The 19637-nt window shown below is 53.3% G+C and carries 17 protein-coding genes; 1 reads left to right on the top strand and 16 read right to left on the bottom strand.

What is annotated here, in order from left to right:
* Position 1: 1 nt before the first annotated feature.
* From OGV69_RS10675 to leuO, 16 genes are all read right to left on the bottom strand, one after another.
* Positions 2–922 carry a D-alanine--D-alanine ligase gene (locus OGV69_RS10675; RefSeq protein WP_069324055.1) on the bottom strand — a complete coding sequence of 307 codons (921 nt, stop codon included), beginning with the start codon at positions 920–922 and terminating at the stop codon, positions 2–4.
* Positions 915–2390 (bottom strand): UDP-N-acetylmuramate--L-alanine ligase, encoded by a 1476-nt coding sequence (murC, locus tag OGV69_RS10670; RefSeq protein WP_038637219.1) that lies wholly within the window; start codon positions 2388–2390, stop codon positions 915–917. Before murC ends, OGV69_RS10675 begins: the two co-directional genes overlap by 8 nt.
* A gap of 51 nt (positions 2391–2441) precedes the next feature.
* Entirely contained in the window at positions 2442–3509 is a 1068-nt protein-coding gene (gene murG, locus OGV69_RS10665) for an undecaprenyldiphospho-muramoylpentapeptide beta-N-acetylglucosaminyltransferase (protein WP_038637216.1), read from the bottom strand.
* On the bottom strand, positions 3506–4750 hold the full coding sequence (ftsW, locus tag OGV69_RS10660) for a cell division protein FtsW (RefSeq protein WP_069324056.1): 1245 nt from the start codon (positions 4748–4750) through the stop codon (positions 3506–3508). The genes murG and ftsW overlap by 4 nt, the downstream gene beginning before the upstream one ends.
* Positions 4750–6066, bottom strand: a complete 1317-nt coding sequence (gene murD / locus OGV69_RS10655) for a UDP-N-acetylmuramoyl-L-alanine--D-glutamate ligase (protein WP_038637211.1) — start codon at positions 6064–6066, stop codon at positions 4750–4752. Before murD ends, ftsW begins: the two co-directional genes overlap by 1 nt.
* 2 nt (positions 6067–6068) lie before the next feature.
* Positions 6069–7151 carry a phospho-N-acetylmuramoyl-pentapeptide-transferase gene (mraY, locus tag OGV69_RS10650; RefSeq protein WP_016151694.1) on the bottom strand — a complete coding sequence of 361 codons (1083 nt, stop codon included), beginning with the start codon at positions 7149–7151 and terminating at the stop codon, positions 6069–6071.
* A complete protein-coding gene (gene murF / locus OGV69_RS10645) occupies positions 7145–8503 on the bottom strand; it encodes a UDP-N-acetylmuramoyl-tripeptide--D-alanyl-D-alanine ligase (RefSeq protein ID WP_069324057.1) in 1359 nt (452 codons plus the stop codon). Before murF ends, mraY begins: the two co-directional genes overlap by 7 nt.
* A complete protein-coding gene (murE, locus tag OGV69_RS10640; protein WP_069324058.1) occupies positions 8500–9987 on the bottom strand; it encodes a UDP-N-acetylmuramoyl-L-alanyl-D-glutamate--2,6-diaminopimelate ligase in 1488 nt (495 codons plus the stop codon). The genes murF and murE overlap by 4 nt, the downstream gene beginning before the upstream one ends.
* The gene (gene ftsI / locus OGV69_RS10635; RefSeq protein WP_069324059.1) at positions 9974–11740 is read right to left on the bottom strand and encodes a peptidoglycan glycosyltransferase FtsI; all 1767 of its coding nucleotides are present in this window, start codon (positions 11738–11740) and stop codon (positions 9974–9976) included. The genes murE and ftsI overlap by 14 nt, the downstream gene beginning before the upstream one ends.
* Positions 11741–11755: 15 nt before the next feature.
* Positions 11756–12121 carry a cell division protein FtsL gene (gene ftsL / locus OGV69_RS10630; protein WP_069324060.1) on the bottom strand — a complete coding sequence of 122 codons (366 nt, stop codon included), beginning with the start codon at positions 12119–12121 and terminating at the stop codon, positions 11756–11758.
* The gene (rsmH, locus tag OGV69_RS10625; protein ID WP_042312345.1) at positions 12118–13059 is read right to left on the bottom strand and encodes a 16S rRNA (cytosine(1402)-N(4))-methyltransferase RsmH; all 942 of its coding nucleotides are present in this window, start codon (positions 13057–13059) and stop codon (positions 12118–12120) included. The genes ftsL and rsmH overlap by 4 nt, the downstream gene beginning before the upstream one ends.
* Position 13060: 1 nt before the next feature.
* On the bottom strand, positions 13061–13519 hold the full coding sequence (gene mraZ, locus OGV69_RS10620) for a division/cell wall cluster transcriptional repressor MraZ (protein WP_038637194.1): 459 nt from the start codon (positions 13517–13519) through the stop codon (positions 13061–13063).
* 613 nt (positions 13520–14132) lie between these two features.
* Entirely contained in the window at positions 14133–15137 is a 1005-nt protein-coding gene (cra, locus tag OGV69_RS10615; RefSeq protein WP_038637189.1) for a catabolite repressor/activator, read from the bottom strand.
* A gap of 254 nt (positions 15138–15391) precedes the next feature.
* On the bottom strand, positions 15392–15883 hold the full coding sequence (gene ilvN, locus OGV69_RS10610; protein ID WP_069324061.1) for an acetolactate synthase small subunit: 492 nt from the start codon (positions 15881–15883) through the stop codon (positions 15392–15394).
* Positions 15884–15885: 2 nt separating this feature from the next.
* The gene (gene ilvI, locus OGV69_RS10605) at positions 15886–17610 is read right to left on the bottom strand and encodes an acetolactate synthase 3 large subunit (protein ID WP_071888094.1); all 1725 of its coding nucleotides are present in this window, start codon (positions 17608–17610) and stop codon (positions 15886–15888) included.
* A 318-nt stretch (positions 17611–17928) separates the two neighbouring features.
* The gene (gene leuO, locus OGV69_RS10600) at positions 17929–18876 is read right to left on the bottom strand and encodes a transcriptional regulator LeuO (RefSeq protein WP_038637183.1); all 948 of its coding nucleotides are present in this window, start codon (positions 18874–18876) and stop codon (positions 17929–17931) included.
* Positions 18877–19530: 654 nt separating this feature from the next.
* Here leuO and leuL point away from each other — a divergent pair.
* Entirely contained in the window at positions 19531–19617 is an 87-nt protein-coding gene (leuL, locus tag OGV69_RS10595) for a leu operon leader peptide (protein ID WP_049002746.1), read from the top strand.
* The last annotated feature ends 20 nt before the right edge of the window (positions 19618–19637 follow it).

Raw genomic sequence — 19637 nt, 5'->3', positions numbered from 1 at the left:
ATCAGTCCGCCAACTCCAGAATTCTTACCACCAACTGCGAGAAGCTCAGACCCGCCTGACGCGCCGCCATCGGCACCAGGCTGTGGCTGGTCATACCCGGAGAGGTATTGGCTTCCAGCAGATAAAACTGGCCATCGCTGTCCAGCATGACGTCAATGCGCCCCCAACCTTTACAGCCTAAGGCGGTCCACGCTTTCAGGACTAAATCCTGTAATTGGGCCTCTTGCTCGACTTCCAGACCTGCAGGGCAGAAATATTGTGTCTCATCAGAGAGATACTTCGCCTCATAATCATAGAAGGTTCCCGCGGGTTGGATACGTATTGACGGTAAAATTTCTTCGCCGAGTATCGCAACTGTAAATTCCGGGCCACTGAGCCATTTTTCAATCAGTACTTCTTCATCATGCTGAAAAGCCAATGCTAATGCACCCTGCAAAGCATTTTCTTCTTCAACTTTTGACATCCCTACGCTGGAACCTTCACGGCTTGGCTTCACAATCAGCGGCAAACCTAACGCAGAAATTTTTGCAACTACCTCATCGCTAAGACCTTTTTCGAACTCAGCGCGGGTCAACGCAACCCATGGCGCGACGGGTAAACCTGCGCCCTGCCACAGCAGCTTGCTGCGCAGTTTGTCCATCGAAATCGCGGAAGCCATGACGCCGCTGCCGGTATAAGGCAGGCCAATTTGCTCCAGCATGCCCTGCAACGTGCCATCTTCACCGCCACGGCCGTGCAGCGCAATAAACACCTTCTGAAAACCCATTGATTTCAGAAGAGTGACATCAACCTCTTTAGGGTCAACCGGATGGGCATCCACGCCGCCTTCACGCAACCCGGCGAGCACAGCCGCGCCAGAGTTCAGCGACACGTCTCGTTCTGCGGAGGTGCCCCCTGACAGGACCGCGATTTTATCAGCCATGTTGTTCTTCCTCCGGATTTTGCGGCTTCAGTTTGATTTCAGCTAAGGAACGCGCAATTTTGCCGATATTTCCAGCGCCTTGCACCAAAATCAGATCGTTGCCGGTTAATACCGGTGCCAACATTTCTGCCACCTGGGCCGGATCGGATACCAGAATAGGATCGATCTTACCGCGACCACGAATAGTACGGCACAGCGAGCGGCTGTCAGCGCCTGGAATGGCGGCTTCGCCCGCGGCGTATACATCCAGCATCAACAGCGCATCAACCTGAGTCAGCACGTTGGCAAAGTCATCGTACAAATCGCGCGTACGCGTATACCGATGCGGCTGGAACAGCATCACCAGATTTTTGTCCGGCCAGCCTGCGCGCGCGGCTTTAATCGTGGCATCCACTTCCGTTGGATGATGGCCGTAATCATCAACCAGCATCGCGGTCCCGGCTTTACCGTTAACCGGCTCAAGCGGGAATTCGCCGAGGAAGTCAAAACGGCGTCCGGTCCCCTGGAAACTTTCCAGCGCGCGCAGGATCGCGTCGTCTTCAATACCTTCTTCCGTTGCGACCGCCACCGCAGCCGCGGCGTTCAGCGCATTGTGACGGCCCGGCGCGTTCAACGTTACGTGTAGTTCGGCCATCCCCTGACGCACCAGGGTGAAGTGACCCTGCGGGCCGATCTGCTGGTAATCTTCAACGCGTACATCGGCATCATCACTGAAACCATAGGTTGTGGTTTGACGGCCAACTCGCGGTAGCAGTTCGCGGATCACTGGATCGTCAACGCACATCACCGCACGACCATAAAACGGCAAGTTATGCAGGAAATTAATAAACGTCTGCTTTAAATTTTCGAAGTCGCCATGGTAGGTATCCATATGGTCGGCTTCGATATTGGTGACAATCGCCACCATCGGCTGCAAATGCAGGAACGACGCGTCGCTCTCGTCCGCTTCGGCAATCAAATAACGGCTATGACCCAGACGTGCATGAACACCTGCGGCCTTCACCAGACCACCGTTAACAAAGGTCGGATCCAGCCCCGCTTCCGCGTAAATACTGGAGACCATCGCCGTGGTCGTGGTTTTACCGTGCGTCCCGGCAATGGCGATGCCGTGACGAAAACGCATTAACTCCGCCAGCATTTCAGCGCGACGGATCACCGGAATGCGCGCTTCATGCGCCGCAACAATTTCCGGGTTATCCGCAGAAATGGCGCTGGAGACCACTACCACGCTCGCATCGCGTACGTTTTCCGGACGATGGTTGAAGAAAATCGTGGCGCCGAGATTCGTCAACTGCTGCGTCACCGGATTTGGCGCTAAGTCAGAACCGCTGATCTGATAACCTTCATTGGCCAAAACTTCGGCAATACCGCCCATACCAGCACCACCGATGCCGACAAAGTGAATGTGCCGAACGCGACGCATTTCGGGCACGATGGAACGCAGTTTTGCCAGTTGTTGTGTATTCATTCTTTAGCCATTAACTTCTTAGTTCATGCGATGCAAAAGGCATCACCACAATTACGCCCGGGCAGCCCGGCTCACTTCATTTGCAACGCGTTCGGTGGCATCCGGTATGGATGCGGCGCGCGCACGTTCTGCCATGGTTAATAAAGTTTCTCGCGACCACCCGGCAAGGGTGCTGGCGACGGCATCCACAGTAAACTGTGGTTGCTCTAAAATTTTGGCGGCGCCCGCTTTTTCCAGCGGCAACGCATTCCAGTACTGCTGTCTGTCTTTGTGCTGGAACGGCACAAACAGCGCAGGTAAGCCTGCGGCGGCAATCTCACTCACCGTCAGCGCGCCGGAACGGCACACTACAACATCCGCCCATGCATAAGCGGCGGCCATATCATCAATAAACTCAGTGACCTTATGCTGCGGTTGTCCGACCTCGGCATAAGCGTGTTCAACGGTTTGTTGCGCACCTTTACCGCTCTGGTGCCAGATAGTCACCGCCTCGCCAAGCTTTGCGGCAACCTGCGGCATCGTCTGGTTGAGAACGCGCGCGCCCTGAGAACCACCGACCACCAGCACACGAACCGGGCCTTCACGTCCAGCCAGACGCGCTTCGGGTAATGGCAGCGCCAGCACGTCCGTGCGTACCGGGTTCCCGACCACTTCCGCATTCGGGAAAGCGCCGGGGAAAGCCTGCATAACCTTCGTTGCAATTTTTGCCAGCCATTTATTGGTTAATCCCGCAATGCCGTTCTGCTCATGCAGTACGACCGGAATACCTAATGACCATGCGGCCAAGCCGCCAGGACCTGACACGTAGCCGCCCATACCGAGCACCACATCAGGCTTGAATTGCTTCATGATGGCGCGCGCCTGACGCCAGGCGTTAAAAATACGCACGGGTGCAGCAAGCAGTGCGTTAACGCCTTTGCCACGCAGACCGGAGATGCGAATAAAGTCAATTTCAATGCCATGCTTCGGCACTAAGTCCGCTTCCATACGATCGGCGGTGCCCAGCCAACGAACCTGCCAGCCCTGGGCCATTAAATGGTGCGCGACCGCCAGTCCCGGGAACACATGCCCGCCGGTACCGCCTGCCATCACCATTAACCGCTTCGGTTGACCACTCATCGTGCACCTCGTGTAAACGCCTGGGCTTTTTCCAGACGCGTTTCATAATCAATACGTAACAAAAACATGATGGCCGTCGACATTATCAACAAACTGGAACCACCATAACTAATAAGCGGCAGCGTCAGGCCTTTGGTTGGCAGCATACCTGCCGCCGCGCCGACGTTTACTAACGCCTGGAAGCTAAACCAGATCCCGATGGAGCAGGCTAAAAAGCCTGAAAAACGGTGGTCAATTTCCAGCGCTTTACGGCCAATCGACATCGCGCGAAAAGCGACGAAGAATACTATTAAAAGTGCCAATACCACACCGATATAACCCAGTTCTTCCCCAATGATGGCGAAGATGAAGTCGGTGTGCGCTTCCGGTAAATACTCCAGTTTTTGGACTGAGTTGCCTAACCCTTGCCCCCAAACCTCACCACGGCCAAACGCCATTAGCGATTGCGTCAACTGGTATCCGCTGCCGAACGGATCTTCCCATGGATTCCAGAAAGAGGTTACGCGACGAATACGATACGGTTCGGCAAGGATCAGCAGCACGACCGCCGATATCCCCATGCCGATAATCGCAATGAACTGCCACAATTTAGCCCCGGCAAGAAACAGCATCGCCAGCGTGGTGACAAACAGCACCACTACCGTACCGAGGTCAGGCTGCGCCAGCAGTAATACGGCCAGCACCAGGATCACGCCCATCGGTTTCAGGAAGCCGCGCAGGTTGTTTCGCACTTCATCCACCTTGCGTACCAGGTAGTTGGCGAGATAACAGAACAGCGACAGCTTGGTAAATTCCGCAGGCTGAATACGCAGCGGCCCCAGAGCAATCCAGCGCGATGCCCCGTTAACGGAGCTCCCCACCACCAACACGATCAGCAGCATGATGATCGAGGCGATGAGCATCGTAGTGCTGTACTTCTGCCAGAACGCCATCGGCAGACGCAGCGTGACCATCGCCAAACAGAACGCCAGGAAGATGTACAGCGCGTCACGTTTAGCAAACAGGAAGGGGTCGCCCGCCAGACGTTGTCCTACCGGCATTGATGCCGATGTCACCATGATGAAACCAATTGCCGCCAGACCGAAGGTCAGCCACAGCAGCATGCGGTCATACATGATCAGGCTGTCCGCGTCTTTATCGCGCGAAGCCATCACCCAACCTTTGAGTGCCGCGAAGATCCACGCCAGGACACCCAGTCCCGGTAAGCGCGGCATTCTCAGGCGAGGGAGAGATAAACGCATCAACCCAACTCCTTCGCCAGACGCGTAAAGACGTCACCGCGTTGCTCAAAGTTCTTGAACTGATCGAGGCTGGCACACGCTGGCGACAGCAGCACCATATCACCCGGCTTCACGCGCGGCGCGAGCAGACGCATTGCCTGCTCCATGGTTTCGGTTTGTTCGGCAACCTCAGGTCGCAGCACCGCAAGCTGCGCGCCATCACGGCCAAAGCAGTACAGACGGATATTGTCGCCGGTGAGGTAACGTTGCAGCGGCATAAAGTCAGCGGATTTCCCGTCGCCGCCCAGCAGCAGGTGCAACGTACCGTCAACATGCAGGCCATTGAGCGCTGCTTCGGTACTGCCGACGTTGGTCGCTTTTGAATCGTTGATCCAACGCACACCGTTATGATTCAGTACCAACTGGAAACGATGCGCCAGTCCGGTAAAGGTGGTCAGCGCTTTCAGGCTTGACGCCCGCGGCAGACCCGCAGCATCAGCCAGCGCCAGCGCTGCCAGAGCGTTGGTATAGTTATGCTGGCCGCTAAGCGTCATCTCTTTCACGTTGAGAACTTTTTCACCCTTCACCCGCAGCCAGGTTTCGCCCTGCTGACGATTAAGGTGATAGTCCCCCATGTTGACACCGAAGCTCACACAACGCTCATCTGCGCCACGAACCGGCATGGTCAGCGCATCATCCGCATTGACCACGCAGACTTTCGCATTCTCATAAACGCGCAATTTGGCCGCACGATACTGCTGCAAGCCAAACGGATACCTGTCCATATGATCTTCGGTGACATTCAAAATGGTGGCGGCTACGGCCTGTAAGCTGGAGGTCGTTTCAAGCTGGAAGCTGGATAGCTCAAGCACATATAGCTCACGCTCGGCATCCAGTAACATCAGTGCTGGCAGGCCAATGTTACCGCCTACGCCGACGTTAACGCCTGCTGCTTTTGCCATTTCGCCAACCAGCGTGGTAACCGTGCTCTTACCGTTAGAGCCGGTGATCGCGACGATCGGCGCCTGTGCTTCGCGACAGAACAGCTCGATGTCCCCGACAATTTCAATCCCCGCATCGGCGGCGGCGCTCAGTGAAGGGTGCGCCAGGGCAATACCAGGGCTGGCGACGATGAGATCGGCGTCCAGCAGCCAGTCATCATTCAGGCTGCCAACATGACGCTCAACCGCTTCCGGTAATTTATCCAGGCCCGGCGGCGTCGCGCGGGTATCCATCACGCGCGGCGTCACGCCACGCGCCAGGAAGAAATCCACGCAGGACAGCCCGGTCAAACCCAGACCGATAATGACGACTTTTTTACCCTGGTAATCAGCCATGATTAACGTACCTTCAGCGTTGCCAGGCCAATCAGCACCAGCATCAGCGAAATAATCCAGAAGCGCACAATCACGCGCGGTTCCGGCCAGCCTTTCAGTTCATAGTGGTGGTGAATCGGCGCCATACGGAAGATGCGCTGTCCGCGCAGCTTAAAGGAACCGACCTGCAGAATGACCGACAGCGTTTCTACGACGAATACGCCGCCCATGATCACCAGCAGGAACTCCTGACGCAGCAGCACGGCAATAATGCCCAGCGCGCCGCCCAGCGCCAGCGATCCGACGTCGCCCATAAAGACCTGCGCCGGATAGGTGTTAAACCACAGGAAGCCTAACCCCGCGCCGACAATCGCCGTACAGACGATCACCAGTTCGCCGGCATGGCGTAAATACGGAATGTGCAGATAGTTAGCGAAGTTCATGTTCCCGGTCGCCCATGCCACCAGCGCAAAACCCGCAGCCACGAACACGGTCGGCATAATCGCCAGGCCATCCAGACCATCGGTGAGGTTGACCGCGTTACCGGTGCCCACAATGACGAAGTACGCCAGCAGGACGTAGAACAGTCCCAGTTGCGGCATCACGTCTTTAAAGAACGGCACGACCAGTTCGGTCGCCGGGGTATCTTTCCCCGCCAGGTACAGCGCAAAGGCTACGCCCAGCGCAATCACCGACATCCAAAAATATTTCCAGCGCGCGATCAGACCTTTAGTGTCTTTGCGTACCACTTTGCGGTAGTCATCGACAAAACCAATAATCCCGTAACCGACCAATACCACCAGCACGCACCAGACGTATGGGTTCGACGGGTATGCCCACAGGAGCACGGAGATAACAATCGCGGTGAGGATCATAATCCCGCCCATGGTCGGCGTACCGCGTTTACTAAAATGTGATTCCGGGCCGTCGTTACGTACGACCTGTCCAAAGGACATTTTTTGCAGGCGGGCGATCATGCGCGGGCCCATCCACAAAGAGATGAACAGCGCGGTCAGCAGGCTGACGATGGCGCGAAACGTCAGATAGGAAAAGACGTTAAAGCCGGAATAATATTTGACCAAATGTTCGGCCAGCCAAACTAACATGTCCCATTCTCCTGTAATGCGCGTACTACCTCTTCCATGGCGGCACTACGTGAACCCTTCACTAAAATCGTCATGATCTGATGTTCCGCAATCAGCGCCTTGAGATGAGCGACCAGCGCGGTTTTATCCGCAAAATGCTCACCAACGCCGCTGGCGTCGCTAATTGCCTGACTCAGTTTCCCTGTACTCAGTACACGGTCGATGCCCGCGTTTTTCGCAGCAACACCTACCTGTACGTGACATGCTTCGCTTTCCGCGCCAAGCTCTGCCATATCGCCCACCACCAGCACGCGGTAGCCCGGCATTTCGGACAGCACCTGTACCGCTGCGGTCATCGAGCCGACGTTAGCGTTGTAGGAGTCGTCCAGCAGCAGCTGATTTTCTGCCAGTTGAATCGGGAACAGACGCCCCGGTACCGCTTGCAGATCCTTCAGGCCCGCTTTGATCGCCTCAGGCGTCGCGCCTACCGCCATAGAGAGCGCGGCCGCCGCCAGGGCGTTGGCAATGTTGTGACGACCCGGCAACGGCAGCAGAACATCAATGCTTCCGGTTGGCGTGCGCAGCGAAAACTCCGTACCGCGCGAGGTCACGTGAACGTTAGCCGCCGAAAAATCGCTGTTGGCCGCATTCGGGGAGAAGCGCCAGACTTTGCGATCGCCAATGATGCTCTGCCAGTTCAGCCAGTCGTTGTTATCAGCGTTCATGATGGCGATGCCATTCGCTGACAGACCGCCAAAAATCTCACCTTTAGCCTTCGCAACGCCCGCAAGAGAGCCGAAACCCTCCAGATGCGCAGCAGCAAGATTGTTCACCAGCGCCGCTTCCGGACGCGTCAGGCCAACGGTCCAGGCGATTTCGCCCTGATGATTGGCGCCGAGCTCAATCACGGCATAGTCGTAATCGTTGTTTAAGCGCAGCAACGTCATCGGTACACCGATGTCGTTGTTCAGATTGCCCGCGGTGTATAGGGTGTTGCCACACTTGCTCAGAATGGATGCCGTCATCTCTTTAACAGACGTTTTGCCGGATGAGCCGGTTAGCGCGACCACGCGCGCCGGAACCTGGGCGCGAACCCACGCTGCCAGTTCGCCGAACGCCAGACGGGTGTCTTTTACAATAACCTGCGGTAAATCAATATTGAGTGGACGGCTGACTAACAGCGCGCCTGCTCCCCCGTCTTTCGCCTTGTTGGCAAAATCGTGGGCATCAAAGCGTTCGCCTTTCAGCGCCACAAACAGGCATCCCGGCGTCACTTTACGCGTATCGGTTGTCACTGCATCGAGGGTCAGGTCGCCCCCTTTTAGTTCGCCACGGAGGATCTCCGCCAGTTGACTGAGCGTTACGCTAATCATGCGATCACCCCCAGCAGACGCGCTGCCGTGACGCGGTCAGAATAGTCGAGACGCTGTGAACCAACGATCTGGTAGTCTTCGTGCCCTTTCCCGGCCACCAGCACCACGTCGTTTTCTTTCGCCTGCATGATGGCGTTAGTCACTGCTTCGGCGCGACCTTCCATCACCTTCGCCTGTCCGGCATCCAGCATCCCCGCCAGAATGTCGTTGATGATGGCGCGCGGTTCTTCGGTACGCGGGTTGTCATCGGTCACCACGACCACATCAGCAAATTGTTCGGCAATCGCGCCCATCAGCGGACGTTTGCCTTTGTCGCGATCGCCACCGCAGCCAAAGACGCACCACAGTTTGCCGGTACAGTGCAGACGCGCCGCCTGCAGCGCTTTTTCCAGCGCATCCGGCGTATGGGCATAATCAACCACCACGGTGGTTTTGCCCGGCGCGCTGAATACTTCCATGCGCCCGCAAACCGGTTGCAATTGTGTCGCTGTTTTTAGTAAATCAGCTAACGGATATCCCAGCGCCAGCAGCGTTGCCAGCGCCAGCAGCAGATTGCTGACGTTAAACGCGCCCATCAGGCGGCTTTCAATTTCGCCTTCCCCCCATGAGGAGGTAAAGCGAATCGTTGCCCCGCTGTCGTGATACTTCACCTCAACGGCTTTTAACCAACGACCATGACAGTTCGGGTTGATGTGGTCTTCCATCGAAACAGCCACCGCATCCGGAAGTTTGGCCAGCCAGCGACGACCGACCTCATCATCCGCATTGACGATGGCCTGACCGCAATGGTGCGTAGAGTACAGCAGCCATTTCGCGGCTTCGTAATGTTCCATGTCACCGTGGTAGTCGAGATGGTCACGGCTTAAGTTAGTAAACACTGATGCGGCAAACTTCAGCGCCGCGACGCGATGCTGAACCAGACCGTGGGAAGAGACTTCCATCGCGCCAACCGTGGCGCCCTGTGCAACCAGTCCCGCCAGCACATGCTGGACATCAACGGCTGAACCGGTGGTATTTTCTGTCGGGATCACTTTGCCCAACAGACCATTGCCAACGGTTCCCATCACCGCGCTGGTTTCACCCAGCAGTTGGCTCCACTGCGCCAGCAATTGAGTAGTGGTCGTTTTACCGTTGGTCCCGGTCACGCCAACCAGACGCATTTTTTCAGAAGGCTCGTGGTAAAAACGGCCCGCCAGTGCAGATAAACGCTCATTAAGCTGGCTGAGATAGATAACCGGAACGCCGTGCATTTCACGGATTTCACCATCAGTCGCTTCATCTTTTGCTTCTGCAATAATGGCAGCCACACCTTGCGCTATCGCCTGCGGGATATACCGACGCCCGTCCGCCTGATGACCCAATATTGCGACAAAGAGATCGCCCGATGCAGCCACACGGCTGTCGAGCGTCATCTCCCGCAGTACTCGCTCCGGTGCACCCGGCACCCATGGAGCAAGAAGGTCGCGCAAATTACGATCTGCCACCTGTTGCCTCGCCTTGATTATTCACAAATTCACTTTTATCGCCCGTTGCCAGCGCATCCGGTTCGATGTTCATGGTACGCAGTACGCCGCCCATGATGGCACCGAAGACCGGCGCGGAAACAGCGCCACCGTAGTATTTACCCGCCTGCGGATCGTTGATAACAACAACCAGCGCGAAGCGCGGCTGACTCGCAGGCGCAACGCCTGCGGTATAAGCAATGTATTTGTTGATGTAGCGACCATCCGGCCCTACTTTTTTCGCCGTACCGGTTTTGATGGCGATGCGATAGCCTTTAATCGCCGCCTTCACGCCGCCGCCACCGGGCAGCGCCACGCTTTCCATCATGTGCACCACGGTACGAACGGTCGCTTCCGGGAAAATACGCTCGCCCGGGACTGGAGGGTCAACTTTGGTAATCGACAGCGGGCGATAAACGCCATAGCTGCCGATCGTTGCGTAGACTCGCGCTAACTGTAACGGGGTTACCATTAGCCCATAGCCGAAAGAGAAGGTGGCCCTCTCTATGTCAGACCACCGTTGTTTTTGAGGAAATAAGCCACTGCGTTCTCCGACCAACCCCAAATTGGTCGCTTTTCCCAGCCCAAAACGTGAGTAAGTATCTACTAACGCTGAGGACGGCATCGCTAACGCCAGCTTAGAAACACCGACGTTACTCGACTTCTGCAAAACCCCGGTAAGGGTCAATTCGCTATAACGCGCCACGTCTTTGATTTCGTGACCATTAATTCGGTAAGGAATCGTATTGAGTACGGTATTTTCGCGTACCACTCCACGCTGCAGCGCCGTCATTATCACCATTGGTTTGACGGTAGAACCCGGTTCAAACACGTCGGTAATGGTACGGTTACGCATGACATCTTTTTGCGTACCGGAGAGATTATTGGGGTTGTAGGACGGGCTGTTCGCCATCGCCAGCACTTCACCGGTGTTGACATCTACCAGCACGGCGCTGCCGGATTCCGCTTTGTTGAACGCGACGGCATTATTCAGTTCACGGTAGACCAGCGCCTGTAAACGCTCATCAATGCTCAGCGCAAGGTTGTGCGCCGCCTGGCTGTCGGTAGAGGAGATATCTTCAATTACGCGGCCATAGCGATCTTTACGTACGATACGTTCGCCCGGCTGTCCGGTGAGCCACTTATCGAAGCTCTTCTCAACGCCTTCAATCCCCTGGCTATCAACGTTAGTAAAGCCAATGAGGTGAGCGGTCACTTCTCCGGAAGGATAGTAACGACGGGATTCTTCACGCAGGTGAATGCCTGGCAGCTTGAGTTTTTTGATGTAGTCGGCCATGTCAGGGTTAACCTGACGCGCCAGATAGATAAAGCGCCCTTTCGGGTTGGCGTTAATACGGGAAGCCAGCTGGTCGAGCGGGAGATTAAGCGCGGTCGACAGTGCTCTCCAGCGTTCACCAACGCTCACGCCGCCTGCGTCATGCACCTCTTTCGGGTCGGCCCAAATCGCCTTCACCGGAACACTCACCGCCAGCGGACGGCCCGAACGGTCGGTAATCATCCCGCGCGATGTAGAGACTTCCTGTACGCGCAGGGAGCGCATGTCGCCCTGACGCACCAGCATATCCGGCGCGATGATTTGCAGCCAGGCGACGCGTCCCAGCAGGAAACCCAGTGCCAGCAAAATACAGCCGCACAGTAACGCAAAACGCCAACTGACAAAGTTGGCTTGTTCTTCCTGGCGTTTTGGTTTGTGCGTTTTTGCCGCTGCTTTCATGCGTCGCGTTTATCCTTATTTTTGTACTACAATATTTTCTTGTGAGGGATCAACATGCTGCATTTGCAGCTTTTCCGTTGCGATCCGTTCAACACGGCTATGGTCGCCGAGCGCGTTCTCCTCAAGGATCAAGTTGCGCCATTCGATATCCAACGCATCTCGCTCCAGAACCAACTGCTCACGCTGCGCGGTCAGTAACCGCGTATGGTGGGCTGTTGTCACGACGGTAACCGCCGTCAAAATAATGCAAATGAACAGGCAGAGTGGCAGCTTCCCATACCGCAAAAGATCGTCACCGATCACGCCAGGCAAGGCATGGCGCTCGTTGCTTCCTATCGATCCTTTAACTTTGCTAAGGGCTTCTGTCACGCTGCTGATCATGCGTTCGTCCTCTCTGCAATACGCAGAACTGAACTACGGGCACGAGGATTTTCAGCTACCTCTTCTTCACCCGGCATCATCTTGCCTAGTGCTCTTAACTCACGGCCGCCCAGCTTTTTGATCTGCGCTTCCGTCATCGGTATTCCAGCCGGAACCTGAGGACCACGGCTTTGTTCGCGCATAAAGCGTTTCACAATACGGTCTTCAAGCGAATGGAAACTGATAATCGAAAGGCGACCACCTGGTGCCAGCACGCTGAGCGAGCTTTTTAGCGCCTGCTCTATCTCCTCCAGTTCACTGTTCACCCAGATGCGCACCGCCTGGAAGGTACGGGTCGCGGGATGTTTGAATTTGTCTTTCACCGGCATTGCCGCCGCAATCACTTCCGCCAGCTCTTTGGTGCGGGTCATCGGTTCGATGCGATTGCGCTCGACGATGGCGCGAGCAATGCGTTTACCAAAGCGCTCCTCGCCAAAGGTTTTAATCACCCAGGCAATGTCCGCTTCATCGGCGGTTTGCAGCCATTCGGCTGCGGACTGACCGCGTGTTGGATCCATACGCATATCCAACGGACCGTCACGCATAAACGAGAAACCGCGCTCCGCATCATCAAGCTGCGGTGAAGAAACGCCAAGATCGAGAAGAATCCCGTCGATCTTACCGGTAAGTCCGCGCTCGGCGACATAGTCAGCCAGCGCAGAGAATGGTCCATGAACGATGGAGAAACGGGGATCGGTAATCGTCTGTGCAACGGCAATAGCCTGCGGATCGCGATCGATAGCCAGTAAACGTCCCTCTTCGCCAAGCTGGGAGAGGATCAGACGTGAATGACCACCGCGACCAAATGTCCCGTCAATGTAGATGCCGTCTGGACGAATATTCAGGCCGTTGACGGCCTCATCCAGCAACACCGTTGTATGTTTATAATTTTCCATCATTTTATAGAGACAAATCCTGCAATCGTTCCGACAGCGCGCCGGTAACAGACTGCTCAGCGTCGATATCTTCCTTGACCTGTTGATACCAGGTCGTTTCATCCCACAGCTCAAACTTATTGAACTGCCCAACCAGCATCACTTCTTTCGTTAGCCCCGCGTGTTGCCGCAGAATCGGCGCTATCAATAATCGGCCAGCGCTATCCATCTGACATTCGCTGGCATGCCCCAACAACAGGCGCTGTACGCGACGCTCAACTGGATTCATGCTCGACAGACGCGATAACTTCTGCTCGATAATTTCCCATTCAGGCAGGGGGTACAGCAGCAGGCACGGGTGATGGATGTCAATGGTGCAAACCATTTGACCGGTAGCGCACTCGAGCAGTTGATCCCGATAACGGGTGGGCACCGATAAGCGCCCTTTACTGTCGAGATTAACTAACGTTGCTCCCCGGAACATGCCAGTCTCACCCCCGATTACCACTTTATCCCACAAAATCCCACTTAAAGGAGTTTACGGAGCGGAGGAAAACCTTGTCAAGCAAGTCACGGCGCTAAGCGGAGCAAAAAACACATTGTTTACAGCTAATATCAGCGTTGAACAAATTCCGTACAGCAAACGAAGCAAATTAACGTCATGAATATTTGTAAGAAAAAAATCCAACAACTCATGATTGTTTAAAACAACCGAATATCATCAAAAGAAAATATAAAGTGTCAGTTTGCGACGCGAGCGGCATTTTAGGACAATATGCAGCGAGATAACAGTACCAGTTAATCAGTCTGTATGCCGTGCAGGAGCGAGGTAAGCGTGAGGTTGTCGGCATAGGGCAGCAAAGTGTTTGTTAATTCGGCAAATCCCTACAAGCATGTAACAAAATAATACAACCGTAACGCATCTTTACGCTTCAATAACCCAAAAATGGAGAGTTGCATTTTTAATTCGGCATAATTCAAGAATCAATTTCAGATAATTCTAAAGAATATTCTTAATTATAATGAGGTTATTTCTGAGAATAGAATATTTGATGACGTCAGAGGCTTATCCCGTTGACGTCACCAAATGAGGCAACTTAGTTACGGCTCAGAATACCGCGACGGTACAGATTACGCCGTATACGCGTTAACCCAGGTTTGGGTTTACGCGGCTCATCCAGACTTGCCAGCACAATCTCCAGCACACGTTCAGCTACATCGCGATGGCGTTGCGCCACCGCGAGCACCGGACACTGCAGGAAGTCGAGCAGTTCGTGATCGCCAAAAGTCGCTATCGCCAAATCAGACGGCAACTGCCCATCGCGACGCAGGGTCACATCCATCACCCCCTGCAACAGAGCAAACGACGTGGTAAAAAGCGCCTGAGGCATGGGATGCGTTTCCAGCCATTTATCAAAGAGCTGCGCGGCCGCTTCCCGCTCATAGCTGTTGGCGTAAAGGAAATGAACGTCACGCGGATCGTCTTTCCACGCGGTACGGAAGCCCTGCTCACGCAGGAAGCTGACGGATAATTCAGGCAGCGCGCCCAGATAAAGTACGGTTTCTGCAGGGAATTTACGTAACTCCTGCGCCAGCATTTCCGCATCATCCTGGTCCGCGCCCACGACGCTGGTGAAATGTTCGCGATCCAGCGCACGGTCCAGCGCCACAATCGGGAATGAACTGTTTGCCCAGCGCTGATAGAACGGATGTTCTGGCGGCAAGGAAGTCGACACAATGATGGCATCAACCTGGCGTTGTAAAAGATGCTCAATACAGCGCATTTCGTTATCAGGCTGATCTTCAGAGCAGGCAATCAACAGTTGATACCCGCGCTGACGCGCCTGGCGCTCCAGATAGTTTGCAATCCGGGTATAGCTTGTGTTCTCAAGATCCGGGATCACCAGCCCGATAGAGCGTGTGCGTCCAGCACGCAGCCCGGCCGCCACGGCATTCGGGTGGTAATTATGCTCACGCACCACCGCCATGACTTTTTCAACCGTTTTGTCGCTTACGCGATATTGCTTTGCTTTGCCATTAATAACGTAGCTTGCAGTCGTTCGCGAAACGCCGGCCAACCGAGCGATTTCATCCAGTTTCACAATTGCCCCTTGCGTAAAATGTACAAACCATAACCTTTGTGATGGCATGGGTTAAGTTTCTTAACATCTAAGCGCAGAATAATGACTGCGGCAACCGCTTTTGTCTCTGGTTACTGCTGATTTCGCAAAAAAAAGCGCAACAGATAGCATCAGCGAAAACCCTCCATGCCGGATAAGGCGTTTACACCGTCATCCGGCATGGCCTCCGCGATGATGCCTGATGGCGCTGTGCTTATCAGGCCTACAGTCGACTATTAGCGCATGATTTTATCGCCGCGAGAAAGCCCCACCACGCCAGAACGGGCTACCTCTACAATTTTGGCGACTTCACGTAATGTTGCCAGGAACGCATCCAGCTTATCACTGGTGCCCGCCAACTGTACGGTGTAGATGGACGGCGTGACGTCGATGATTTGCCCGCGGAAAATCTCCGTGTTGCGTTTCACCTCCTCCCGACCATAGCCGCTGGCCTGGATTTTCACCAATATGATCTCGCGTTCAACATGGGCGCCCTGCCCCAGTTCGCTCACGCGCAGAACATCCACCAGTTTATGTAGCTGCTTTTCGATCTGCTCCAGGACTTTCTCATCCCCTACCGTTTGAATCGTCATTCGCGATAAGGTTGGATCGTCAGTGGGCGCGACGGTCAGGCTTTCAATATTGTATCCACGCTGGGCGAAAAGGCCTATCACACGCGACAAGGCACCCGACTCGTTTTCCAGCAATACCGATAATATCCGGCGCATAATCAGGTCCTCTCCGTTTTGCTTAACCACATTTCATCCATACCGCCCCCACGAATCTGCATCGGGTAGACATGCTCGCTGCCATCAACGGTGACATCGACAAACACCAGACGACGGTTGCGCACATGCTCCAGCGCTTCACTCAGTTTGCTTTCCAGTTCTTCAGGATGGTTAATCTGGATACCAATATGCCCATAAGCCTCGGCAAGGCGCACAAAATCGGGCAGCGACTGCATATAAGATTGTGAATGACGTCCAGAGTAGATCATGTCTTGCCATTGTTTGACCATGCCGAGATAGCGGTTGTTCAGGTTGAGCACCAGTACCGGCAGCTCGTACTGCAGCGCCGTCGACAGTTCCTGGATGTTCATCTGAATGCTGCCATCCCCGGTCACGCACACCACCGTTTCCTCAGGCAATGCCATTTTTACGCCTAGCGCCGCAGGTAAACCAAATCCCATGGTGCCGAGGCCGCCAGAGTTAATCCAACGGCGTGGTTTATCGAACGGGTAGTAGAGTGCGGCAAACATCTGATGCTGACCCACGTCAGAAGTCACATACGCATCCCCTTTCGTCAGACGCCAGATGGTTTCAATCACCGCCTGTGGCTTAATGCTTTCACTTTGCGTGTCATATTTCAGGCACTGACGGGCGCGCCAGTGTTCAATCTGTTGCCACCAGTCACGGTTATCATCCAGCGGCTGCTGAGATTTTTCCTGCTCCAGCAGTTCGAGCATCTGATCAAGTACCAGACGAGCATCGCCGACAATCGGAATATCCGCAGTGACGGTTTTCGAAATAGAGGTCGGATCGATGTCGATATGCAGCACGGTCGCATTTGGACAATATTTTGCCAGATTATTGGTTGTTCGATCGTCAAAGCGCACGCCGACGGCAAAGATCACATCGGAATGATGCATGGTCATGTTTGCTTCGTAAGTTCCATGCATGCCCAGCATTCCCAACGCCTGGCGATGTGTTGCCGGAAACGCGCCTAACCCCATCAGCGAGGAAACAACAGGCAGGTTAAGAGCTTCAGCGATCTGGCACAACTGCTCATGGCAGGCGGCATTAACGGCGCCACCACCCACGTACACAACCGGTTTTTTAGCCGCGACTAACGTCTGCAGAGCACGTTTTATCTGCCCTTTATGTCCGGTAGTCGTCGGATTATACGAACGCATACTCACCGACTCCGGCCAGCTGTAAGGCAGTTTCCTGGCGGGATTCAGAATATCCTTCGGCAAATCGACCACAACAGGCCCCGGACGACCGCTTGCCGCCAACCAGAAGGCCTTTTTTAGCACCTGTGGGATGTCTTCTGTTTGTTTGACCAGGAAGCTGTGCTTCACCACCGGGCGGGATATGCCCACCATGTCGCACTCCTGGAAGGCATCGTAGCCAATCAGCGACGTTGCGACCTGCCCGGAGAGGATCACCAGCGGAATGGAATCCATGTAAGCCGTTGCAATCCCGGTAATCGCGTTGGTAGCGCCGGGTCCTGAAGTGACTAATACGACGCCCACCTCCCCCGTGGCGCGCGCAAGGCCATCAGCCATGTGTACCGCGGCCTGCTCATGACGAACCAGCACATGATCAATACCACCGACCGTATGCAACGCATCATAAATATCGAGGACGGCCCCCCCGGGATAACCGAATACCTGCTTTACACCCTGATCGATGAGCGATCGGACGACCATCTCGGCTCCAGACAACATCTCCATGGCTTGCCTCACTCTTATAATGAATAACGGTTTAACAACACATTAACCGCTGACGATGACGCATGGCAATTGACTCCGCTGGAGTAGCCTCAGAGCAAATAAGAATAAAACGGAGGAAAGCGTCGATTTAATGGAGAATTAAACCAGGATAAGTAAATGATATGATAAATAATCGCTTAAAAAGGGAGACTTACAGCTATTACTCTATTTTTTTACACGGTTAGCTAATCCTGGAAAGTGGATTTCAGCATAAAATTTTGCATACAAATAAAAAAGCAGAACAAACCAGATGTATTATCCGGCTTGTTCTGCTGAATGCTATTGCTTACAGATGGAGACTAACAGCTCTTCCATCCATTGATGTCCTTTATCCCGGCCTGCAGCTTCATGCCAGGAAAGATAACATGTACGGCTGTTCAATTTTAAAGGTAAAGGTAATATCTGAAGTTCTAAAGAATCAGCGAACTCTTCTGCCAACCAACGTGGCGCAATAGCGACCAGATGCGTTTGCGACACAATATTAAGAACGCTAATTAATGCCATGCCCTGGTAAGCGACGCAGGATTGTTTATCCGGCGTGTCATACCACGGCTGACTGAAAGATGCGAAGCGATCCAGCGAAACCACCGCGTGTTGCTCATTATAAACATCGTTTTCCAATAATGGACCACTAATGCGCGGATGCTTTTTGCTTACCACTAATACCATTTCATCATTGAATAACGGAATACTTGAGAATTCTGGACGACGGAATTCTTCATAGCTAATAACAAACTCTGTTTCCTGATAACGCAGCTGATGCTCGGTATTTTGATTAAGTGAAGATTTAAATATGACATTAATGTTTGGCGCGACCTGTTCAACCCGATTATAAATCAACGATGTCAGGATATTATCTAATGGGCTGCATACGCAGAGATTGAAAACACGTTCACTGCTGGCTGGTTCAAAACCCGATCCAGGCAGTTCGTTTTGCACTAATTGCAATGCCTGACGAATGGAACCAAATAGCTGGAAAGCTCTTGCTGTCGGCTGGATCCCCCGACCATAACGAACAAAAAGCTCATCATTAAACATGACTTTGAGGCGCGCTACCGCATTACTGACCGCTGGTTGCGACATTCCCAGGGTATGCGCAGCGCGGGTAATATTCTGTTCCTGCATCACCGCATCAAAAACGGTTAAAAGATTAAGGTCAACCATGCGAAGTTGCGGTTTTCCTGGCTCTAAAAGATTGGGTTTATCTATTATTTTTACTTCTGGCATAGTTAACTCCACTGTCACTCTAAACTCCCTTTTCCCAGACGGAGTAAAGAAATAACCTCCGCTAATATGATTTACCATGCATATAAAATAAGAAAAAGGAAAAACATTAAAATTAGGAAAACATAAAGGTACAAACCTAAATGAACAAAACAGCAATGCGAGCGCAGTGTGGCAGAGGTCACTGCACGATGATTCATATGTTTAAATTTCAAAAACAATATAACCATAAGCATGGCGAATATACAATCATACACATCATGAATGTATATTTAAGTTTTAATTAAATGTTTATATTATTAATACATTAAAAGTTAACATTAATTTATCAATCATGTCCTTCCGCTGTGCCCCGATCTATTCAGTATTGCTATAAAAACAGACAAATCATAAAGATATAAAATCTTAATCGCGCCATCGACTTCAACGAACCGTTACAATAAATGCGAATAAATATGCTTAAATATGTCAAACCATGAAAATTATGTACAAGCATCAGCAGATTAATTTTATATACGCCAACAAATTCAGCACAATTCGCTTAAGTTTTGCCTAAACTTTTATCTGCTACAGGGGCATTTACAAGGGATGGGGTTGACATCGGAGTTCATATCCAGTACCACTAAAAGCATATCGCATTCGCCTGGAGCTTAATTGATGACTTACATTGCTCGTTTCAACGGTCTACTACTACTAAACGCATCTTCGTTGCGCGGTAGACTGGTGAACGACATTCAGCATTAAGTCAGCTCCAGTTAAGACAG

The organism is Citrobacter sp. Cc139, assembly GCF_030334645.1.
In the GTDB taxonomy this organism is placed as follows: Bacteria; Pseudomonadota; Gammaproteobacteria; order Enterobacterales; family Enterobacteriaceae; genus Citrobacter; species Citrobacter werkmanii.
This window is presented reverse-complemented; position numbering and strand designations above follow the sequence as displayed.

Coding starts and splice junctions, on each gene's coding strand:
- mraY (WP_016151694.1), bottom strand. CDS start 7,151: ATGTTAGTTTGGCTGGCCGAACATTTGGTCAAATATTATTCCGGCTTT.
- murG (WP_038637216.1), bottom strand. CDS start 3,509: ATGAGTGGTCAACCGAAGCGGTTAATGGTGATGGCAGGCGGTACCGGC.
- ilvN (WP_069324061.1), bottom strand. CDS start 15,883: ATGCGCCGGATATTATCGGTATTGCTGGAAAACGAGTCGGGTGCCTTG.
- OGV69_RS10675 (WP_069324055.1), bottom strand. CDS start 922: ATGGCTGATAAAATCGCGGTCCTGTCAGGGGGCACCTCCGCAGAACGA.
- ilvI (WP_071888094.1), bottom strand. CDS start 17,610: ATGGAGATGTTGTCTGGAGCCGAGATGGTCGTCCGATCGCTCATCGAT.
- leuL (WP_049002746.1), top strand. CDS start 19,531: ATGACTTACATTGCTCGTTTCAACGGTCTACTACTACTAAACGCATCT.
- ftsW (WP_069324056.1), bottom strand. CDS start 4,750: ATGCGTTTATCTCTCCCTCGCCTGAGAATGCCGCGCTTACCGGGACTG.
- ftsI (WP_069324059.1), bottom strand. CDS start 11,740: ATGAAAGCAGCGGCAAAAACGCACAAACCAAAACGCCAGGAAGAACAA.
- mraZ (WP_038637194.1), bottom strand. CDS start 13,519: ATGTTCCGGGGAGCAACGTTAGTTAATCTCGACAGTAAAGGGCGCTTA.
- rsmH (WP_042312345.1), bottom strand. CDS start 13,059: ATGATGGAAAATTATAAACATACAACGGTGTTGCTGGATGAGGCCGTC.
- murC (WP_038637219.1), bottom strand. CDS start 2,390: ATGAATACACAACAACTGGCAAAACTGCGTTCCATCGTGCCCGAAATG.
- murF (WP_069324057.1), bottom strand. CDS start 8,503: ATGATTAGCGTAACGCTCAGTCAACTGGCGGAGATCCTCCGTGGCGAA.
- ftsL (WP_069324060.1), bottom strand. CDS start 12,121: ATGATCAGCAGCGTGACAGAAGCCCTTAGCAAAGTTAAAGGATCGATA.
- murD (WP_038637211.1), bottom strand. CDS start 6,066: ATGGCTGATTACCAGGGTAAAAAAGTCGTCATTATCGGTCTGGGTTTG.
- leuO (WP_038637183.1), bottom strand. CDS start 18,876: ATGCCAGAAGTAAAAATAATAGATAAACCCAATCTTTTAGAGCCAGGA.